The following is a 17,558-nucleotide window of genomic DNA, read 5'->3' as shown; positions in this document are numbered from 1 at the left end:
ACACATCTTAATACTCTTTTTCTTTAAAATTTATGCATTTGGAATAAAATGGTTTCATTAGAATGAACTTTAAAATTAGACTTTTTATTAGAAATCATATTATAATAGAAAATGTAACTAGATATAAAAGAAAAATAGTTTTTTATGTATTATAAAAGGATATATTAAAGTAATATCTAAATATATATAGTATATAGACAAATTTTAATGTAAGGAGAAACAAAAGAATGAGTAATATGAAAAAGAATATATATATTGGAATTGGCATAGTAAGTGTAATTGTAATATTATTCATAGGGATGACTATAACTAAGATAAATGGGCAAAAGATAGTTAAAAATACATATATAAATGGTATCAACGTTGGAGGGTTAACAAAAGAAGGTGCTAAAAGTGAATTAGAACAAAAGTATAGACTGAAAGATTTGGATATTTCATATTTAGATAAATCGTGGCAAGTTCCATCTAAAGATATAGATCTTTCTTATGACTTAGATAGTACTGTAGAAAATGCATATAAATTAAATAAAGAAAAAAATTTTATGGAAAATATATATAAGACTATCAAATCAGAACTTGGTCAAAAAAATAATTTAAACATAGCTATAGATTATAATAAAGATAAGTTAAAAAATCGTATAGAAAATATAGCAAGAGATATAGATATAGATGTAAAAGATGCATCTATAAATATAAGTGGATCAAGTATAGAAATAAATGACTCAAACAGTGGCTTAAAAGTAAATGTTGAAGAAAGCTTAAAAAATATTGTAAGAGAGCTTGAAAAAGGAAATACAAAAGAAGAATTGGTAGTTACAAAAGTAGAGCCAAGTATAACAAGGGAGCAATTGCAGGAAGTAAACACACTACTTGGAAGTCATACAACAAAATTTGATTCATCTGTATCTGGGAGAAGTACAAATATAAAATTAGCAGCAAACAAATCAAGTGATGTATTATTAATGCCTGGAGAGAGTTTTTCTTATAATGAACATACAGGCATGAGAACTACAGCAAATGGGTATAAAAATGCACCAGTAATTGTACAAGGGGTTGTACAAGAAGGTGTAGGAGGAGGGGTCTGCCAGGTATCATCAACTCTTTACAATGCAGCATTATACTCAGGGGTAAGTTTTATTGAACTAAAAAATCATTCAATACCATCTACTTATGTATCAAAAGGAAGAGATGCAACTGTTACAGATTCGGGAATAGATTTTGTATTTAAAAACACACTTGAACACCCTATATATGTAAAAAATTATGTATCAGGAAATACTGTTACATGTCAAATATATGGTAGTTCTAAAGATAAACAAAACATACAAATATCAACAAGTATAGATGGTGTATCTGAAGCACCTATAAAAAAAGTAGAAGACCCTACTATTTTAAAAGGTGAAGAAAAACAGTTAGAAAAAGGGAGAAACGGATATACAGTATCTACATACAGAATATATAAAGATGAAAATGGAAATGTTACAAAGAAGGAAAAAGTAGCAACATCATATTATCCTAAAAAACAAGGTGTTATAGCAGTGGGAACTATGGAAAAACCAGAAGAAAAGCCACCAACAGAAACTCCAAAGCCACCAGTAACAACGCCGCCAGCGACAACACCACCAGTAACACCACCACAACAACCGGATACTCCAAATCCTCCAGCAGAAGTACCACCGGCAGAAAATACACAACAGCCAAATCAAGAATAAGTAATTTATAAACATAAAATTGAAAATTTTTATATAATTTATATAAACTAATAAATAAAATAGCCTTTGTTAAAACAAAGGTTATTTTTATTTAATTAGGTGAGGAGGTTATTATGGAAAAATTTAAAGAAATAGATTATATATTAGAAAAGCAAAAAAAATATTTTAATTCTCAAGTTACTAAGAGCTCAGACTTTAGAGTAAGTCAGCTAGATAAATTATTAATTTCAATTAAAAAAAATGAGAAATGTATATTAAAAGCACTTAAAGATGATTTACAAAAATGTGAATTTGAAGCATATGAAACAGAAATTGGAGTTGTAATATCGGAAATAAAAAGTGTAAGAAGTAAAATTAAAAAATGGAGTAAACCTAAAAAAGTCAAAACACCGGCTCTAAATATAGGATCTAAAAGTTATATATACAATCAGCCATACGGTCTCTGTTTAATCATGGCACCTTGGAATTATCCTTTTCAACTTTGTATGTCACCATTAATTGGTTCTATTATAGGTGGTAACTGTTCTGTAATAAAACCATCTGAGTTAGCACCTAATACATCAAAAATAATAAAAAAATAATAGATGAAAGCTTTAATGAAGAATATATATGGGTTGTAGAAGGTGAAATAGACACAAATCAGTATTTATTAAAAAAAGACTTTGATTATATATTTTTCACAGGAAGCCCAAAGGTTGGAAAAATAGTTATGGAATCAGCAGCAAAAAAATTAATACCGGTAACACTAGAATTAGGGGGGAAAAGTCCATGTATAGTGGATAAAAGTGCAGATTTAGACATAAGTGCAAAAAAAATTGTTTGGGGAAAATTTTTAAATGCTGGCCAAACATGTATAGCTCCAGACTATATTATAGCTCATAAAGAAATAAAATCTAAACTTATAGAAAATATTAAAAAATATATTATAAAATTTTATACAAATGAACCTTTAAGAAGCAATGATTATACAAGTATAATAAGTAAAAATCATTTTGAGAGGTTAATATCTTTAATTGAATATGAAAAAGTAATTTATGGTGGAAATATAGATGAAAATAATTTAAAAATAGAACCTACTATAATAAATAATGCTAATATTAATGATAAAGTAATGGGGGAAGAAATATTTGGCCCTATATTGCCTATTTTAGAATTTGAGAACTTTGATGATTTGATTAAAATTATAGAAAATCATAAAAATCCTCTAGCACTTTATTTATTCACAAATAATAATAAATTTGAAGAAAGTATCATTAGTACAATATCCTTTGGAGGAGGATGTGTAAATGATACTATAATGCATATTACAAACCATAATATGCCATTTGGAGGGGTTGGTTATAGCGGTATAGGATCTTATCATGGTAAGAAAAGTTTTGAAACATTTTCTCATCAAAAAAGCGTTATGAAGTCGTCAAAAATAGATATTCCGATAAAATATCCTCCATATAGTAAAAAAGCAATTAAATTTTTAAAAAAATCATTTGAAATATTTTAAAAATAAGTAAATATATGGAAATAAATGTATAGTTTTGACTTAAAATATCAAATATGGTATCTTAGATATATATTTAAAATGGGAGGCGATTGTTATTTTAGGTAAAAATATCAAACAAGATATAGAAAATATGCCTAGAAAAAGCTTAGATACATCTTTGATAGCAGAAGATAAAAGTGATTTAACTTTTTTTAATATAGATGAAGAAGAAAGCAATGATACATTAAAGGCATTAAAGAAAAGCTATGTTACAACAAACTATAAAGAAGAAACTATACTAAATTTACAAAACACATTAAATAGTGCATCAGATGATACAACGAAAGAATTAAAAATAGAATCATACAAAAGATATAATAATGCACTAGATTTAGCAGAAAAAAATTACATAACGAGTGCATGTGATATTGTTGAAAAAGCATTAGAAGTTAACCCTAAGGATGTTGATATTCTTAATCTAAAGGGATTGCTTAAGTTATTAAAATGTGACTTTTCAAGAGCGTTTGAAAGTTTTTATACAGGTATGTGTTATGGAAATAATGAATTATCTAGAAAATATGTTGATATGTTATCATCAGAAGATTTTAATGTCTTTTTAAGAAGATATAATCATTCTATAAGATTTATAAATGAAGAATTAAATCAAGAATCTATACAAATATTAGATAATATTATAGATGAAAATCCAGAACTTATAGAACCATATGTTATATTATCATTGTTATATGATAAACTTGAAAATATAAAAAAGAGAGAAATTTATTTACATAAACTTAGAGAAATAGATAAAGATAATGAAATATTTGAAGAAAACAAAGAAAGTGATACGGTAGAACCTAAAGAATCATCAAAAAAGGAAGAAAATTCTAAAAAATCAAATAAAAAGGGTCCTTTACCATATATAATTATAGGTTGTTTAGCTATAGGTATGGGAGCGTTTTATTTAAATACAAAAAATAAAATGAATAATCTTGAATCAGAGATTACTAACAAAGAACAAAAGTTAAGTGAAGCAGATAAAAAGTTAGATGAAAAGACTCAGCAATTAGATGATACTAACAAGGAATTAGATAAAGCAAAAAATGAGGAGAAACAATCACCTAAAGAAGTAGTAGTAGTAGCAGATGAGCAAACACTTTATAATGAAGCCTTAAAATTAAAAAAAGAAGAAAAATATGATGAAGCTATAAATAACTTTAAACATGTTATAGATAGTGGAAAATCACAAAAATTTATTTCTGAATCAATATACCAAGTGGCTCTTATAAGTGAAAAAAAAGGAAATAAGGAAGAAGCTATAAAGTACTATAATAAGTATATAAATACTTATACATCTAAGTCAGAGTACTATGATGATGCTTTTTATCAATTAGGTATGTTATATTACAATAATGGAGATTTGGAAAAAGCTAAGAAAACATTCTATGGAATGAGAAGTGAAGTTCCAGATAGTATGTATAATAACTCTAAAGTAAAAGAAATTTTAAAAGAAAAATAAGCATATAATTTTGAAAGAGTATTACAATTATTTTGTAATACTTTTTTTATGTAATAACTATAAAATTAGAAAATAAATTTTTACTATAATAAGGAGGATTGAACATGATACTAGATATTCATGCAGATATATTTACAGATATATTTAATAAAAAAATAAATGGTGAAAGTAATATAATCGAAAAATATCATCTAAATAAATTTAATCAAGGTGGAATAAATGGGGGAATATTTGTATTTTGGACAAAGCCTAATAGCAAATATGATAATTATGAAACATTTAAAAAAATGATGAAATATGCTAAAGATGAAGTTGAAATTTCAAAGAATTATTTATCTATATCTAAAAATTATAAAGAGTATATAAATTCATTAGAGTCAGGAAAAATAACAGCCATGATGAATTTAGAAGGTCTTAGTGTACTAGAAGGTGACATTAGTAAGGTAGAAGAAATATATGACTATGGTATAAGATTTTCTTCACTAACTTGGAATGAAGAAAATGAATTCGCATGCGGAATAAAGGTAAATAATGATTGTGGGATTAAAGAAAAAGGAAAAGAGTATATAAAATTAGCTTCAGAACTTGGAATTGTAATAGATGTATCTCATGCAAGTGATAAAACTTTTTATGATATCTATAATAATACTAAAAAACCTATAATAGCGAGTCATTCTAATTGTAGAAAACTATGTAACGTAGGCAGAAACTTACTAGATGAACAGTTAAAGCTTATTAAAGATACTGGAGGAATAGTAGGTATAAATGCATATAGAGACTTTATACACGAAGAAAAGTCAAAAAAAGATTTGAAAAATCTAATTAATCATATAGACCATATGGTTGACTTAATAGGTATTGATTCAGTATGTTTTGGCTTTGATTATTGTGATTATATAGAAGATGATGTACAAGAAAATATTCATGCAAGAAAAGAAGTAACAATTGGATTAGAAAATGCATCTAAAACTCAAAACATAATTTATGAACTTAAAAATAGAGGTTATAAAGATACAGATATAGAAAAAATTTCAAATAAAAACTTTTTGAATTTTATAAAAGATAATGTAAACAAGTAAAGATAACAGTATTTTAAGAATAAGCATAGTATACCCTATAAAATAATAAACTGTAATGTTAGGATAAAATTATTTTTTATTGGGGGAGGCTAAGCATGATAAATAAAAATTTATTTCTTCCGATACTTAGAGATGGAAAGTATGGGTTTATTGATAAAGATAAAAATATTGTTGTAAAACCAAGGTTTAAATATGTCTCAGAAAGATTTAGAGATGGTTACTGTGTTATTACTTATATTAAAAAGATAAGAAAAAATGTAAGATGGGTATTTGGATATATTGACCAATTAGGAAATACAAATATAATGCTTCATTTAGAAAGTGCATCAGAATTTAATGAAGGATTAGCTAGGATAAAAGTGGATGGAAACTATGGGTATATAGATAAATCTCTTAAAGAAATAATAAAACCTAAATTTGATATGGCAGCAAATTTTAGAGATGGACTAGCAGGAATAAAGATAAATAAAAAATGGGGATTTATTAATAAGGATGGAGATATTGTAATACCTAATACATACACATATGTAAACCAATTTTTTGATGAACGGGCTTTAGTTGAAGTTAAGAATAAGTATGGATATATAAATAAATTAGGGGAATTTATAGTATCTCCAAGATATGATATAGCAACAGATTTTTCAGAGGGATTAGCAGCAGTTAGAGTGGGTGATAAGTGGGGATATATAGATACATGTGGAGATTTAAAAATAGAGCTATTATTTGATAGAGCTAAGCCATTTTATGAAGATTTAGCGGCTATATGCATAGATGAAAAATGGGGTTATATAAACAAAATGGGTGAAATAATTATTGATCCAATATTTGATTATGCCTGTAATTTTAAAGATGGATTGGCTAGATTTAATATAGGATATAATTCATTAACAAGAGGAATAAGTAGCCCTAAGGGTGGAATGTGGGGATTTTTAAATAAAGAAGGAGATATAGAAATAATTCCTATATTTGATTCTATATCAGACTTTGAAGATGGATATGCTCAAGTAATAGATGGAAATAATAACAACTATATAGATAAATACGGAAAATTGATTTTATAAATTAAATTGAAAAAAAAATACCAAAGTAGTAATATAGATAAGGGGGAAAAGGGAGGATTAAACCTCCCTTTAACTTTTCATTAATATTTTAATCAGATTTTTTAAGGAGGAATAACAATGAAACTATTTAATCAGCTAGCTTTAATATTAGGTATATGGGCTGTAGGAGAATATATTAGCTCGCTAATACGAAGTATAGTTGTAATACCAGGAAGTATAGTGGGGATGATTTTATTATTTTTAATGCTACAATTCAAAATAATAAAACTTGAAGGGATAGAAAAACTCAGCAATTTATTTTTAGACAATATGGCACTATTTTTTATACCTGCAGGAGTATCGTTAATAAAATCTTTAGATATAATAGCAAGTAATGTTTGGGTGCTAGTAATAACAATACTTATAAGTACAGTTATAGTTATGTATTTCACAGGTATTGTAGTCGAAAAAATGATAAAAAGTAAAGTTAAGGAGAGTTAATCATGTATGACATTTTAAAAACACCAATATTTGGAATCGTTGTAACAATTTTATTTTTTAATATAGGATTATATATACAGAGAAAAACGAAAAAAGCAATATTCAATCCATTATTAATAGCTATACTAGGAATTATACTATTTTTAGATATAACTAAAATACCTTATGAAAGTTATAAAATCGGAGGAGATAATATAAATTACTTTTTAGGGCCTGTTACAATAGTTCTTGCAGTTCCATTATATAAACAATTCGATTTATTTAAAAAACATTTATTAGAAATACTTATAGGCATAGGTTCAGGAGTTGTAGTATCCTTTATATCTGTAATGATAATTGGAAAATTTACAAATGCCAATATGGATATAATTAATTCATTAATTCCAAAGTCAATAACTACCCCAATGGGATTATCTTTAACAAATACAATTAATGGAATAGAATCTGTAACTGTAGTTGCTATAATTTTTACAGGAATACTAGGAGGTATATTGGCTCCAGTGGTATTTAAAATAGGTAAGATAAATCATCCAGTAGCAAAAGGGATTGCACTAGGAACATCAGCACACGCACTAGGAACATCAAAAGCATTAGAAATGGGAGAAGTAGAAGGTGCAATGAGTGGTTTATCCATAGGTATATCTGGAATAATAACAGTTATTTTAATACCTATAATAATAAATTTATTATAAAATTTAATTAAAATAAAAAATAAATTTACTAAGTAAAAATGAAATAAGTAAAATTACTTATTCATAAATTGAAACTTTAAAAATATATATTTCATTTTAGTAATTCATGTATACAGTATGTAAAGCGTATAAGAAACTGAAAATACTATATAAGGTAGTGATAATATTAAAAATTAAGCAAATAATAAAGTAATAATTTATTGCAAGATTTAAAATATATTTATCATGCTATGATAGAATTTGATTTATTTAATCAGAAGTTAAATACTTTAAATTTACAATATATGTAAATTAAAAAATCTGCACTGGACATATAAGAAAAAGGTAATATAATATATGATGTATTAAATAATATATATTATAAAAAATATTATTTAATCAAAATATCTATGTACATGACTACGTAGAAAAAGGTGAAGGGAGAAAGAAATGAGTAAAGTTAACACCGCCCTAGAAGACAATATATTTTTAAGATATATTGTCATAATAGCAGGAATGACAATTTCATCTATAGGGGTCAACGGTTTTTTAAGACCAGCACATCTATTAAGTGGAGGAGTGCCTGGTGCATCAGCAGCTATAAATTATATAACTGATATAAATATAGGTTTATTAACATTTATTATAAATATACCTATATTCATTTTAGGATTTATTTACCTAGAGAGAGAGTTTTGTATTACAAGTTTAATAAACATGATACTATTTTCTACATTATTAGGTATAACACAGGATGTAGGTCAATTTATACCAGTAAAAGATATATTACTTCAAAGTGTATATGGAGGTATACTATCAGGTATAGGATCAGGACTTGTATTTAAGACTAAAAGCTCACAAGGTGGAACGGATATAATAGCAGCAATATTAAAGATGAAAATTAATATTCCAGTAAAAGATACAATGCTTTTTATAAATATTTTAATAGTATCAATAGGTGGAGTACTATTTGGAATGCAATTGGCATTATATACTCTTATAGGAATGTTTTTAAGTTCTTCAGTAATGAATATTGTAAAGGATGCTATGAATAATCAAAAATCTGTAATGGTTATATCTAAAGAAAGTGAAGCCATAGCAAAAGAAATAATGCATGAATTGCATAGAGGTGTTACTTTTTTAGAGGCTGAGGGTGCTTATACTCATGAAAGAAAGAAACTTATATACTGTATAGTTTCGTCCAATGAAATACCAAAAATAAAAGAAATATCATTAAAGTATGATAAAAAATCATTTATGTCAGTTAATGATGTAAATGAAGTTAAAGGAAGAGGATTTAAAGAAAAATTTTTATAAGATATGTATAAAACTTATAAATTTTATATATAATATATATTGAGAGGAGTGCGTATCCTCTCAAAACTCTAGAGTTTAAATTACATCGGTATTACTTATACATAATTATATGTGGGAGTAGTGAAGAAGAAGTTGGTATAGATTATAGTAAATGGAGCGGAAAGCTTAAGCTATTTAATGGAATTCGGATAATTTTATATGTGAAGTTAAAAGTAGGGTATACCAGGCGAGGGTGTAGCCTATTTTTAATTTTAAATAATATTTACTTAAAGTTTATTTTTTTATTAATTAAATAAGTATACTAAAATTATATTTTTAAATATATATATAGAAAAGTAGAATGGATTTAATATATAATAAGTTTGAGGTAATAATAGTTGACTAGTGGTGATAGGAGAAGTACATTATGAGGTTATCTAAAGAACACATTGATATATATAACGAATACTTAAGATTTATAAATGAAGTAAATAAAGAAATTAAATCAGTTAAAAGCATACAAAAAAATACATTAAGAAAAGATGAAAAAGCAACAGAAGAAGAAATGTTAGCATTAGAAGAAGGTAAAATAATACAAGAGAATGAAGAAGTAAAAAAGAAAAAAATAAATAACAAAATATATAACTTTTCAAATGGTGATATATATATAGGAAAAATAGTAGATGGTAAAATGAATGGTAAAGGCATTTACACATTTATAGAAGGTATAGAATACTTAGGAGAATTTAAAAATGATATAAAGTCAGGTAAGGGAATGTGTACATTTCCAAGTGGAAATATATATATAGGATCTTTCGAAGATGATGTAATGAGTGGTATAGGTCAAATGAACTATAAAAGCCAAGATGAATACATAGGTAATTGGAAAGACGGTAAAAAATCTGGTATGGGAATATATAAATGGAATGATGGGTGTATATATGTAGGCGAGTTTAATAATAATAAAATGGAAGGCTATGGAAAATGTTATGCTTCCAACGGAGATTTAATATATGAAGGTGAATGGAAGAATAATTTAGTTCATGGTCAAGGTACATATATATGGGAAGAAGGTAAAAAGTACACAGGTGAATTTATGCACGGAAAAAGGCATGGAAAAGGAACTTTTTATTTGCAAAATGAATTAATATATGAAGGAACATGGGAGTTTGATAAACCTTGTATATTTAATATGAGTTTAGATGAAATATTTTCATTAAGATACTAGTAATTCATCTTAGCACAATGATTTTGACATAATACTTTTGGGTATAAACAAAAAGAGGTGAATTAGTATGAACTTTAAAAACATAGGAAAAAATGAGTTAAAGAAGATAATAGAAAACAAAGAGGATATTTTCTTATTAGATATAAGAACAAAAGAAGAATATGAAGAAGGTAATATAAATACATCAGTTAATATACCTCTACAAAATCTTTTATATGATATAGATGATATAGAAGAATATAAAGATAAAAAAGTAGTTGTATATTGTAGAAGTGGACATAGAAGTATAACTGCTTGCAATATATTATCTATGTCAGGATTTACAGATTTATATAATTTAGAAAAAGGTATAATCGATTATAAGCTCTAGCAATTTGCTAGAGCTTTATAATATACTTGACAATATAATATGTATCAATTAGTATATTCTAAATAATTATATTATAAAAATGGAGGAGAAGATGGATAATACAGACACTAACAATAGTAAATATAAAAACTATTGTGACAAAAGTGGAGAAACTTTAAATTTCAATAAAAATAATAATTTTAAATTAGAAAAGTTAAAAGATAGTATTTGTAAAATATGTGAAGGTGAAAATAGCACAGGAAATAACTATTGTAAGTATTGTGGAGCTGATATGTATGAGATAAATGATAAAAGTCAGCTTGAAGGTATTAGAGAAAATAAAAAAAATATAAATTATATTTTAGAAAGATTTAATATAGGAAAAATCCTATTAACGTCTTCTTTATCATTAGGTATACTTTTAGTTATAGCATTTTTTATAAAAGGATTTATTAGTCTAGAATTTTCAGAGATAAGTTATATTATAAATCCATTGCATATAGTAATGGCTTTAAATCTTGGAGTATTAGATGGATATTCATCAACTATGGTAGGATCAGGTTCTATAGAAGCTCATATCGGTATGTTAATATTGCTTATAGTACCTATAATTTCTATAATTATATCTAACTTTATATTTCTTAGGAAAGAAAATAAAGATTTAAACTCAGTGGTACGAAATTCTATAGGAGTTGGAATTAGTTATGGATTAATGTTAGCTGTTATAAGTATATTTGCAACTGTTAAATCGAATCCAATGGATATGATAGACTATGGTTTAGCAATAAACTTTAGATATAGATTTTCAAGTCTATTAATTAATGGATTTATTATAGGATTTATGACCACTTATATATTTTCATTCAAGAAAAAATACAGAAATAATAATATATATCTAAACATATTTAAAAGCGCTATAAATACAATAGCAATAGGATATGTTTCAGTATTTTTATTACTTTTAGTATTAAGTTTATCAGATGCGAGTTTCCTAAATGAAATTGGACTTTATGGGTATTTAGACAAATTTAATATAGGAGTAGTATTGTCTCAACTTACGACATATATTTGGGAGTTTTCAAACTTTATTCCTATTAGCATAAATAGTAATATTATATCTATATTTAATACAGGAATATTTTTTAATACTAAATTAATATTTTATTCTATGATTACTTTATCTTTATTAATAGTTTTAATATCAGGGTGCAATATTAAATATAAATATAAAGAAAATGGAAAAAAAGCAATTTTAATATTTGCGATATCTTATTCAATTGTTATGGGTATATTGGCAATGTTTAGCTATATAACATTAGGAGGAAATATATCTTTATTTGAGATGAATAATTATAATGCATCAATTTTTATGGGAACAAGCATCCCATCTACTATTTTAATATCTTTTATATATAGCTACGTTGTATCATGGATAGGGTACAAGTTAAATACATTTTAATAACTCTAGAAAGGAATATAGGATATGCAGGATAAAATAGAAAAAAATTTTTCGAAAGTTCAAGATAATCTTGAAAAAGGAAAAGAAAAAGTTGAACACCTAAAATCAAAATTAGATACAAAAAAAGTAATAAATGAAGCTGAGTTAAAGAAAACTAATTTATTACTAGAAATGGGAATTCTTACATTAAAAAAAATTAGATTAAATGAAATCAATGATTACAGTTTTAATGAATTATGTAATGAAATATTAGAACTAGATAAAATAATATATGAAAATAATTTAAATATAAATCAATTAGAAAAAGATAAAAGAGGAATCTTTTGTGAATGTGGGTATGTAGCAAATGTAAATGATAAATTCTGTGTTGAATGTGGTAGAAAGATTCAATCAGAGGATAGTCAAGTAGATTTTAAAATTTGTACACATTGTAATAATAAAATGGACGCAGATAGTAACTATTGTATATGCTGTGGTAATAAATTAGGGTTATAAAAAGGTGAATATATATTCACCTTTTTTAGGTTTTATAAATATAAAACTGAATGTGGTATAATAATATATAGTTTATAAATATTAAGGTGATGAATGTGAAAAAAATTAGAGAGTGTGATATTGATAAAATACATATATTTAAAAATATAAGTAACGCATCAATAAAAAGTGTTTTAGAGATAAGTTCTATTAGAAAATTGGAAAAAAAAGAAGTATTATTTCGTGAAAATGATAGCATAAGTAAAATATATTTTTTATTAGAAGGAAAAGTATCAATATTTAAAATAAGCGAAAATGGAGAACGAAAAATAATATTTATGCTAAAGGAAGGGGAAATGATAAATGAAGTTTTAATAGATAACAAAAGAAATTCAACAATTGGATGCGAAGCATTTGAAAAATCTTTGGTTCTAGAATGTGATATGAAAAAATTTTTAAATCTTATGGAAATGGACTTTATATTAACAAGAAATATATTATCATATTCTGAATTAAGAACTAGAAGATTATATAGACAACTTAAAAATTCTATATCTATTAAAATAGACAAAAAACTAGCAGCTAAACTATATAGAATAAGCAAAGAATTTGGAATAAGAAATGGAGAATGGACTCTTATAAATTTTAACTTAACAATAACCTATTTAGCAGATATGTTAGGATGTAAAAGAGAGACTTTATCAAGGTCTATGAAAATATTACAAGATAAAGAATTAGTTAAAGTAGATGGTAAAAAAATCTATACAAAGAAAGAAGAATTAGCTAAATACTTTAAAGGTAACTAGATTGTATTATGAGTATAAAAATGAATTGAATTATATATGATAAGAATAAAATTAAGGTCTTTTATTATATGAAGGATTATAGTTATAAAAATTCTCTCTTAATTAATACGAAATGTAATTATTTCAATTAATTAAGAGAGAATTTTTTATATTGTGATAATAGTCACAGAAAACTCAATAAGCAAGTGTTAATATTTTATTAACAAAGATAGGGAAAAGGTGGTTAAGTCATGAAAAAAAATTAAACTTAGCAAGCTTTAATGAAGGATTGAAACATTTAAGCAATGACTACAAAATACTTGCACCAGTATCAATGCCATATAAAGGTACATATTCGGATACTGATGTAGTAAGGTATCAAGAGGTAAGTAGCATAGAAGAAATGGAGCTTAGTAGAAAATCAAACTTTTCACCAAAGGAAATAATTCTGCCAATAACACAGATATTATTCTACTTTACAGAAAAAGAATTCAAAGAAAGTGATATTGATAATAAGAAAACGATTATCTTTTTAAGAGCATGTGATATAAATGCAGTAAAAAGATTAGATCAAATATATTTAGAAAATGGAATAGAAGAAGATTATTATTATAAAAGACTTAGAGAAAAAGTAAAATTTGTTTTAGTTGGATGTAAGGAAAGCTTTAGAAATTGCTTTTGCGTAAGTATGGATTCAAATAAAACTGATAATTACTCTATGGCATTAAATTTAAGAGATAATGAAGTTTATTTAGATATAAAAGATAAAGATTTAGATATTTTTGAAGGAGAGTCTACTGATTTTTTAGTTGATTATGTTAAAGAAAACACAATATCTATAGAAATTCCAAAAGATTTAGATTCTAAAAAAATATCACAAAACCCTATGTGGGATGAATATGATGCAAGATGTATAGCTTGCGGAAGATGTAATTTTGTCTGTCCAACATGTTCATGCTTTACTATGCAAGATATTTTCTATAAAGAAAACGAAAATGTCGGAGAACGAAGAAGGGTATGGGCTTCTTGTCAAGTAGATGGATATAGTGATATGGCAGGAGGGCATTCATTTAGAAATAAACATGGCCAAAGAATGAGGTTTAAAACAATGCATAAAATTTATGACTTTAACAAAAGATTTGGTAATCATATGTGTGTTGGATGTGGAAGATGTGATGATGCATGCCCACAATATATATCATTTTCAAGTTGTATAGAAAAAGTAAATGATGAAGTCAACAAGGAGGAAATTTAATATGAACCAATATATACCAGTAGGAGCAGAAATAATAGATATAGTAAAGCATACGGAGATAGAATGGACATATAGAGTTAAATGTAGTACAGATGATGTTTTGCCAGGAAAATTTTATGAAGTGTCTATACCTAAGTTTGGAGAAAGTCCAATATCAGTATCAGGATATGGAGATGATTATGTAGATTTTACTATAAGAAGCGTTGGTAAAGTTACTAATGAATTATTTAATTATAAAATTGGAGATAGATTCTTTATAAGAGGACCATATGGAAATGGTTTTGATGTAAGTATATATGAAGATAGAGAAATAGTAGTAGTTGCAGGAGGAAGTGGTCTTGCTCCAGTTAGAGGAATAGTTGAATATTTTTATAAAAATATAGATAAATGTAAAAGTTTTAAGTTGATAGTAGGGTTTAGATCTCCTCAAGATATCTTATTTAAAGAAGATTTAAAAAGATGGAGTGAAAAACTAGAAGTAATTATGACAGTTGATAAGGCTGAAAAAGATTATAAAGGTCATGTAGGACTAGTAACAAAGTATATAGCAAATCTTTCAATAGATGATATTAATAATGCTAGCGCCATAGTAGTGGGTCCTCCTATGATGATGAAATTTACAGTAGAGGAATTTTTAAAGAGAAATTTAGCTGAAAATAATATTTGGGTTTCATATGAAAGAAAGATGTGTTGTGGAGTAGGAAAATGTGGACATTGTAAAATGGATGATACTTATATATGTATAGATGGACCAGTATTTGATTATTCTTATGCTAAAAATCTTATAGATTAGGGGGAATTTAATATGATAAGAGATATAAATACTAAGAAAGTAATGAAAAATGCTTTTAGAATAACTAAAAATAAATATGAAACTTCTCTTAGAGTTAGAATACCAGGTGGATGTGTAGACCCTGAAAGTCTAATGATAGTTTCTAAAGTTGCAAATGAATATGGAAATGGACAAATTCATATAACAACTAGGCAAGGATTTGAGATACTTGGTATAAGTATGGAGGATATGGATGAGGTCAATAAACTTATTCAGCCAGTTATAGAAAAGATGAATATAAATCAGTATGAAAAAAATAAGGGATACCCTGCAGCAGGTACTAGAAATATAGCAGCATGTATAGGAAATAAAGTCTGTCCAAAGGCTCAATATAATACAACTGAATTTGCAGCTAGAATAGAAAAAGAAATATTTCCAAATGATTTTCACTTTAAAGTTTCGCTAACAGGATGTCCAAATGATTGTATAAAAGCTAGAACACATGATTTTGGAATAATAGGAATGACACTACCACATTATGAAAAAGATAGATGTGTATCATGTGGTGCATGTGTTAAAAAATGTAAAGTCTTATCAACAGGAGCTTTAAAATCAGAAAATTATAAAGTTATAAGAGATCATGATAAATGTATAGGATGTGGAGAATGTGTACTTAATTGTCCAACAGGAGCATGGACAAGGGATAATAAAAAATATTATAGGTTAGCTATAATGGGTAGAACTGGTAAGAAAAACCCAAGACTTGCAGAGGATTTTTTAGTATGGGCTGATGAAGATAGTATAGTTAAGATAATACTTAACACATATAAATATGTAGATAAATATATAGATAGAAATGCTCCAGGAGGAAAAGAACATATAGGATATATAGTTGATAGAACTGGATTTATGGAATTTAAAAAATGGGCATTAGAAGGTGTTGAGTTTAAGAATATTACAAAAGTTAATGAAAATGTATATTGGAGCGGTGTTAGATACTAAATAAAAACATTTTTAGGGGGAAATAAAAATGCATAAAGAAACATTAGAAAAATTGACTAATGCAGCAAGGAATAAGGTAAATCTATTAAATGGAAGTAAACTTAGATATACTGTGTCTGCTGCTTTTGCAGGACTTTATGTAGGATTAGGTGTAATATTAATTTTTACAGTTGGAGGTTTATTAACTCAAGCAAATTCTCCAATGACTAAAATAATGATGGGATTATCATTTGCAGTAGCACTTAGTTTAGTTATAATGACTGGGACAGAATTATTTACTGGAAATAATATGGTAATGGCAGTAGGAAGTTTAAATAAAGGTGTAAGTGTTAAAGATACATCAAAAGTATGGATATATAGCTTTATAGGTAACTTAATAGGATCATTAATAGTAGCAGCTTTGTTTGTTGGAACAGGATTAATAGATAAAGGTCCAGTTATGGAGTTTTTCACAACAGCAGTAGCAGCAAAAGTATCAGCTTCATTTACATCACTTTTCTTTAGAGGAGTTCTTTGTAATATATTAGTTTGTGTAGCTGTATTGTGTTCATTTAGGACTAATGATGATAGTGCCAAATTAATTATGATATTTTTATGTTTATTTACTTTTATAACTAGTGGATTTGAACATAGTGTTGCAAATATGACTATATTTGGAGTTGCTTTATTTTCTCCAGCAATACAAAGTGTTGCTATATCAGGTGCAATATATAATTTAGCAGCAGTCACTCTTGGAAATATGGCTGGAGGAGCAATATTTATGGGTCTAGGCAGTTATATATTAGGAAATGAAAATAATAAAAATAAAAAGACAAAAGAAATAACATAACATAAAAAAATAAAAGAGCCCTTAGGCTCTTTTATTTTTTTATGTTATAAATAGTCAGTGTAAAAATAATAAAATGAAAAAAACTTTCTAAATAATAGAGTGATATTTAT

16 protein-coding genes and 1 pseudogene are annotated in these 17,558 nt (G+C 26.1%); all 17 read left to right on the top strand.

Going from position 1 to position 17,558, the window contains the following annotated elements; translation table 11 throughout:
• Positions 1-227: 227 nt before the first annotated feature.
• The 17 genes and pseudogenes from JWF52_RS16360 (at position 228) to JWF52_RS16280 (ending at position 17,448) form a co-directional block, all read left to right on the top strand.
• The gene (locus JWF52_RS16360) at positions 228-1,712 is read left to right on the top strand and encodes a VanW family protein (RefSeq protein WP_208334583.1); all 1,485 of its coding nucleotides are present in this window, start codon (positions 228-230) and stop codon (positions 1,710-1,712) included.
• A gap of 113 nt (positions 1,713-1,825) precedes the next feature.
• A pseudogene (locus tag JWF52_RS16355) lies at positions 1,826-3,210 on the top strand (aldehyde dehydrogenase).
• Between the two features lie 130 nt (positions 3,211-3,340).
• Positions 3,341-4,708, top strand: coding sequence for a tetratricopeptide repeat protein (locus JWF52_RS16350; protein WP_208334582.1), 1,368 nt, complete (start codon positions 3,341-3,343; stop codon positions 4,706-4,708).
• Between the two features lie 104 nt (positions 4,709-4,812).
• On the top strand, positions 4,813-5,787 hold the full coding sequence (locus JWF52_RS16345) for a dipeptidase (RefSeq protein ID WP_208334581.1): 975 nt from the start codon (positions 4,813-4,815) through the stop codon (positions 5,785-5,787).
• A 95-nt stretch (positions 5,788-5,882) separates the two neighbouring features.
• Positions 5,883-6,848: a WG repeat-containing protein gene (locus JWF52_RS16340; protein WP_208334580.1), complete on the top strand. Its 966-nt coding sequence runs from the start codon at positions 5,883-5,885 to the stop codon at positions 6,846-6,848.
• Positions 6,849-6,965: 117 nt separating this feature from the next.
• The gene (locus JWF52_RS16335) at positions 6,966-7,328 is read left to right on the top strand and encodes a CidA/LrgA family protein (protein WP_208334579.1); all 363 of its coding nucleotides are present in this window, start codon (positions 6,966-6,968) and stop codon (positions 7,326-7,328) included.
• A 2-nt stretch (positions 7,329-7,330) separates the two neighbouring features.
• A complete protein-coding gene (locus tag JWF52_RS16330) occupies positions 7,331-8,020 on the top strand; it encodes an LrgB family protein (protein ID WP_208334578.1) in 690 nt (229 codons plus the stop codon).
• Positions 8,021-8,449: 429 nt separating this feature from the next.
• Positions 8,450-9,316, top strand: a complete 867-nt coding sequence (locus JWF52_RS16325) for a YitT family protein (RefSeq protein WP_208334577.1) — start codon at positions 8,450-8,452, stop codon at positions 9,314-9,316.
• 406 nt (positions 9,317-9,722) lie between these two features.
• Entirely contained in the window at positions 9,723-10,523 is an 801-nt protein-coding gene (locus tag JWF52_RS16320) for an MORN repeat-containing protein (RefSeq protein ID WP_208334576.1), read from the top strand.
• 67 nt (positions 10,524-10,590) lie between these two features.
• A complete protein-coding gene (locus JWF52_RS16315) occupies positions 10,591-10,893 on the top strand; it encodes a rhodanese-like domain-containing protein (RefSeq protein WP_208334575.1) in 303 nt (100 codons plus the stop codon).
• Positions 10,894-10,984: 91 nt separating this feature from the next.
• Positions 10,985-12,331 carry a hypothetical protein gene (locus JWF52_RS16310; RefSeq protein WP_208334574.1) on the top strand — a complete coding sequence of 449 codons (1,347 nt, stop codon included), beginning with the start codon at positions 10,985-10,987 and terminating at the stop codon, positions 12,329-12,331.
• 24 nt (positions 12,332-12,355) lie between these two features.
• Positions 12,356-12,826, top strand: a complete 471-nt coding sequence (locus JWF52_RS16305; RefSeq protein ID WP_208334573.1) for a zinc ribbon domain-containing protein — start codon at positions 12,356-12,358, stop codon at positions 12,824-12,826.
• Positions 12,827-12,921: 95 nt separating this feature from the next.
• Complete coding sequence (locus JWF52_RS16300) at positions 12,922-13,611, top strand: Crp/Fnr family transcriptional regulator (protein WP_208334572.1); 690 nt, start codon at positions 12,922-12,924, stop codon at positions 13,609-13,611.
• A 208-nt stretch (positions 13,612-13,819) separates the two neighbouring features.
• On the top strand, positions 13,820-14,845 hold the full coding sequence (gene asrA / locus JWF52_RS16295) for an anaerobic sulfite reductase subunit AsrA (RefSeq protein WP_208334584.1): 1,026 nt from the start codon (positions 13,820-13,822) through the stop codon (positions 14,843-14,845).
• A gap of 1 nt (position 14,846) precedes the next feature.
• The gene (gene asrB / locus JWF52_RS16290) at positions 14,847-15,638 is read left to right on the top strand and encodes an anaerobic sulfite reductase subunit AsrB (RefSeq protein WP_208334571.1); all 792 of its coding nucleotides are present in this window, start codon (positions 14,847-14,849) and stop codon (positions 15,636-15,638) included.
• A 12-nt stretch (positions 15,639-15,650) separates the two neighbouring features.
• On the top strand, positions 15,651-16,619 hold the full coding sequence (asrC, locus tag JWF52_RS16285; protein ID WP_208334570.1) for a sulfite reductase subunit C: 969 nt from the start codon (positions 15,651-15,653) through the stop codon (positions 16,617-16,619).
• 28 nt (positions 16,620-16,647) lie between these two features.
• Positions 16,648-17,448, top strand: coding sequence for a formate/nitrite transporter family protein (locus JWF52_RS16280; protein WP_208334569.1), 801 nt, complete (start codon positions 16,648-16,650; stop codon positions 17,446-17,448).
• Positions 17,449-17,558 lie beyond the last annotated feature (110 nt).

This window comes from Clostridium sp. CCUG 7971 (assembly GCF_017590215.1).
Taxonomy (GTDB): Bacteria; Bacillota; Clostridia; order Peptostreptococcales; family Peptostreptococcaceae; genus Faecalimicrobium.
The sequence above is the reverse complement of the archived record's forward strand: the minus strand, read 5'-3'. Positions and strand labels throughout refer to the sequence as shown.

Bases quoted from the DNA above. Each gene is read 5' to 3' on its own strand.
- JWF52_RS16360 (WP_208334583.1), top strand. From the start codon at position 228: ATGAGTAATATGAAAAAGAATATATATATTGGAATTGGCATAGTAAGT.
- JWF52_RS16350 (WP_208334582.1), top strand. From the start codon at position 3,341: ATGCCTAGAAAAAGCTTAGATACATCTTTGATAGCAGAAGATAAAAGT.
- JWF52_RS16345 (WP_208334581.1), top strand. From the start codon at position 4,813: ATGATACTAGATATTCATGCAGATATATTTACAGATATATTTAATAAA.
- JWF52_RS16340 (WP_208334580.1), top strand. From the start codon at position 5,883: ATGATAAATAAAAATTTATTTCTTCCGATACTTAGAGATGGAAAGTAT.
- JWF52_RS16335 (WP_208334579.1), top strand. From the start codon at position 6,966: ATGAAACTATTTAATCAGCTAGCTTTAATATTAGGTATATGGGCTGTA.
- JWF52_RS16330 (WP_208334578.1), top strand. From the start codon at position 7,331: ATGTATGACATTTTAAAAACACCAATATTTGGAATCGTTGTAACAATT.
- JWF52_RS16325 (WP_208334577.1), top strand. From the start codon at position 8,450: ATGAGTAAAGTTAACACCGCCCTAGAAGACAATATATTTTTAAGATAT.
- JWF52_RS16320 (WP_208334576.1), top strand. From the start codon at position 9,723: ATGAGGTTATCTAAAGAACACATTGATATATATAACGAATACTTAAGA.
- JWF52_RS16315 (WP_208334575.1), top strand. From the start codon at position 10,591: ATGAACTTTAAAAACATAGGAAAAAATGAGTTAAAGAAGATAATAGAA.
- JWF52_RS16310 (WP_208334574.1), top strand. From the start codon at position 10,985: ATGGATAATACAGACACTAACAATAGTAAATATAAAAACTATTGTGAC.
- JWF52_RS16305 (WP_208334573.1), top strand. From the start codon at position 12,356: ATGCAGGATAAAATAGAAAAAAATTTTTCGAAAGTTCAAGATAATCTT.
- asrB (WP_208334571.1), top strand. From the start codon at position 14,847: ATGAACCAATATATACCAGTAGGAGCAGAAATAATAGATATAGTAAAG.
- asrC (WP_208334570.1), top strand. From the start codon at position 15,651: ATGATAAGAGATATAAATACTAAGAAAGTAATGAAAAATGCTTTTAGA.
- JWF52_RS16280 (WP_208334569.1), top strand. From the start codon at position 16,648: ATGCATAAAGAAACATTAGAAAAATTGACTAATGCAGCAAGGAATAAG.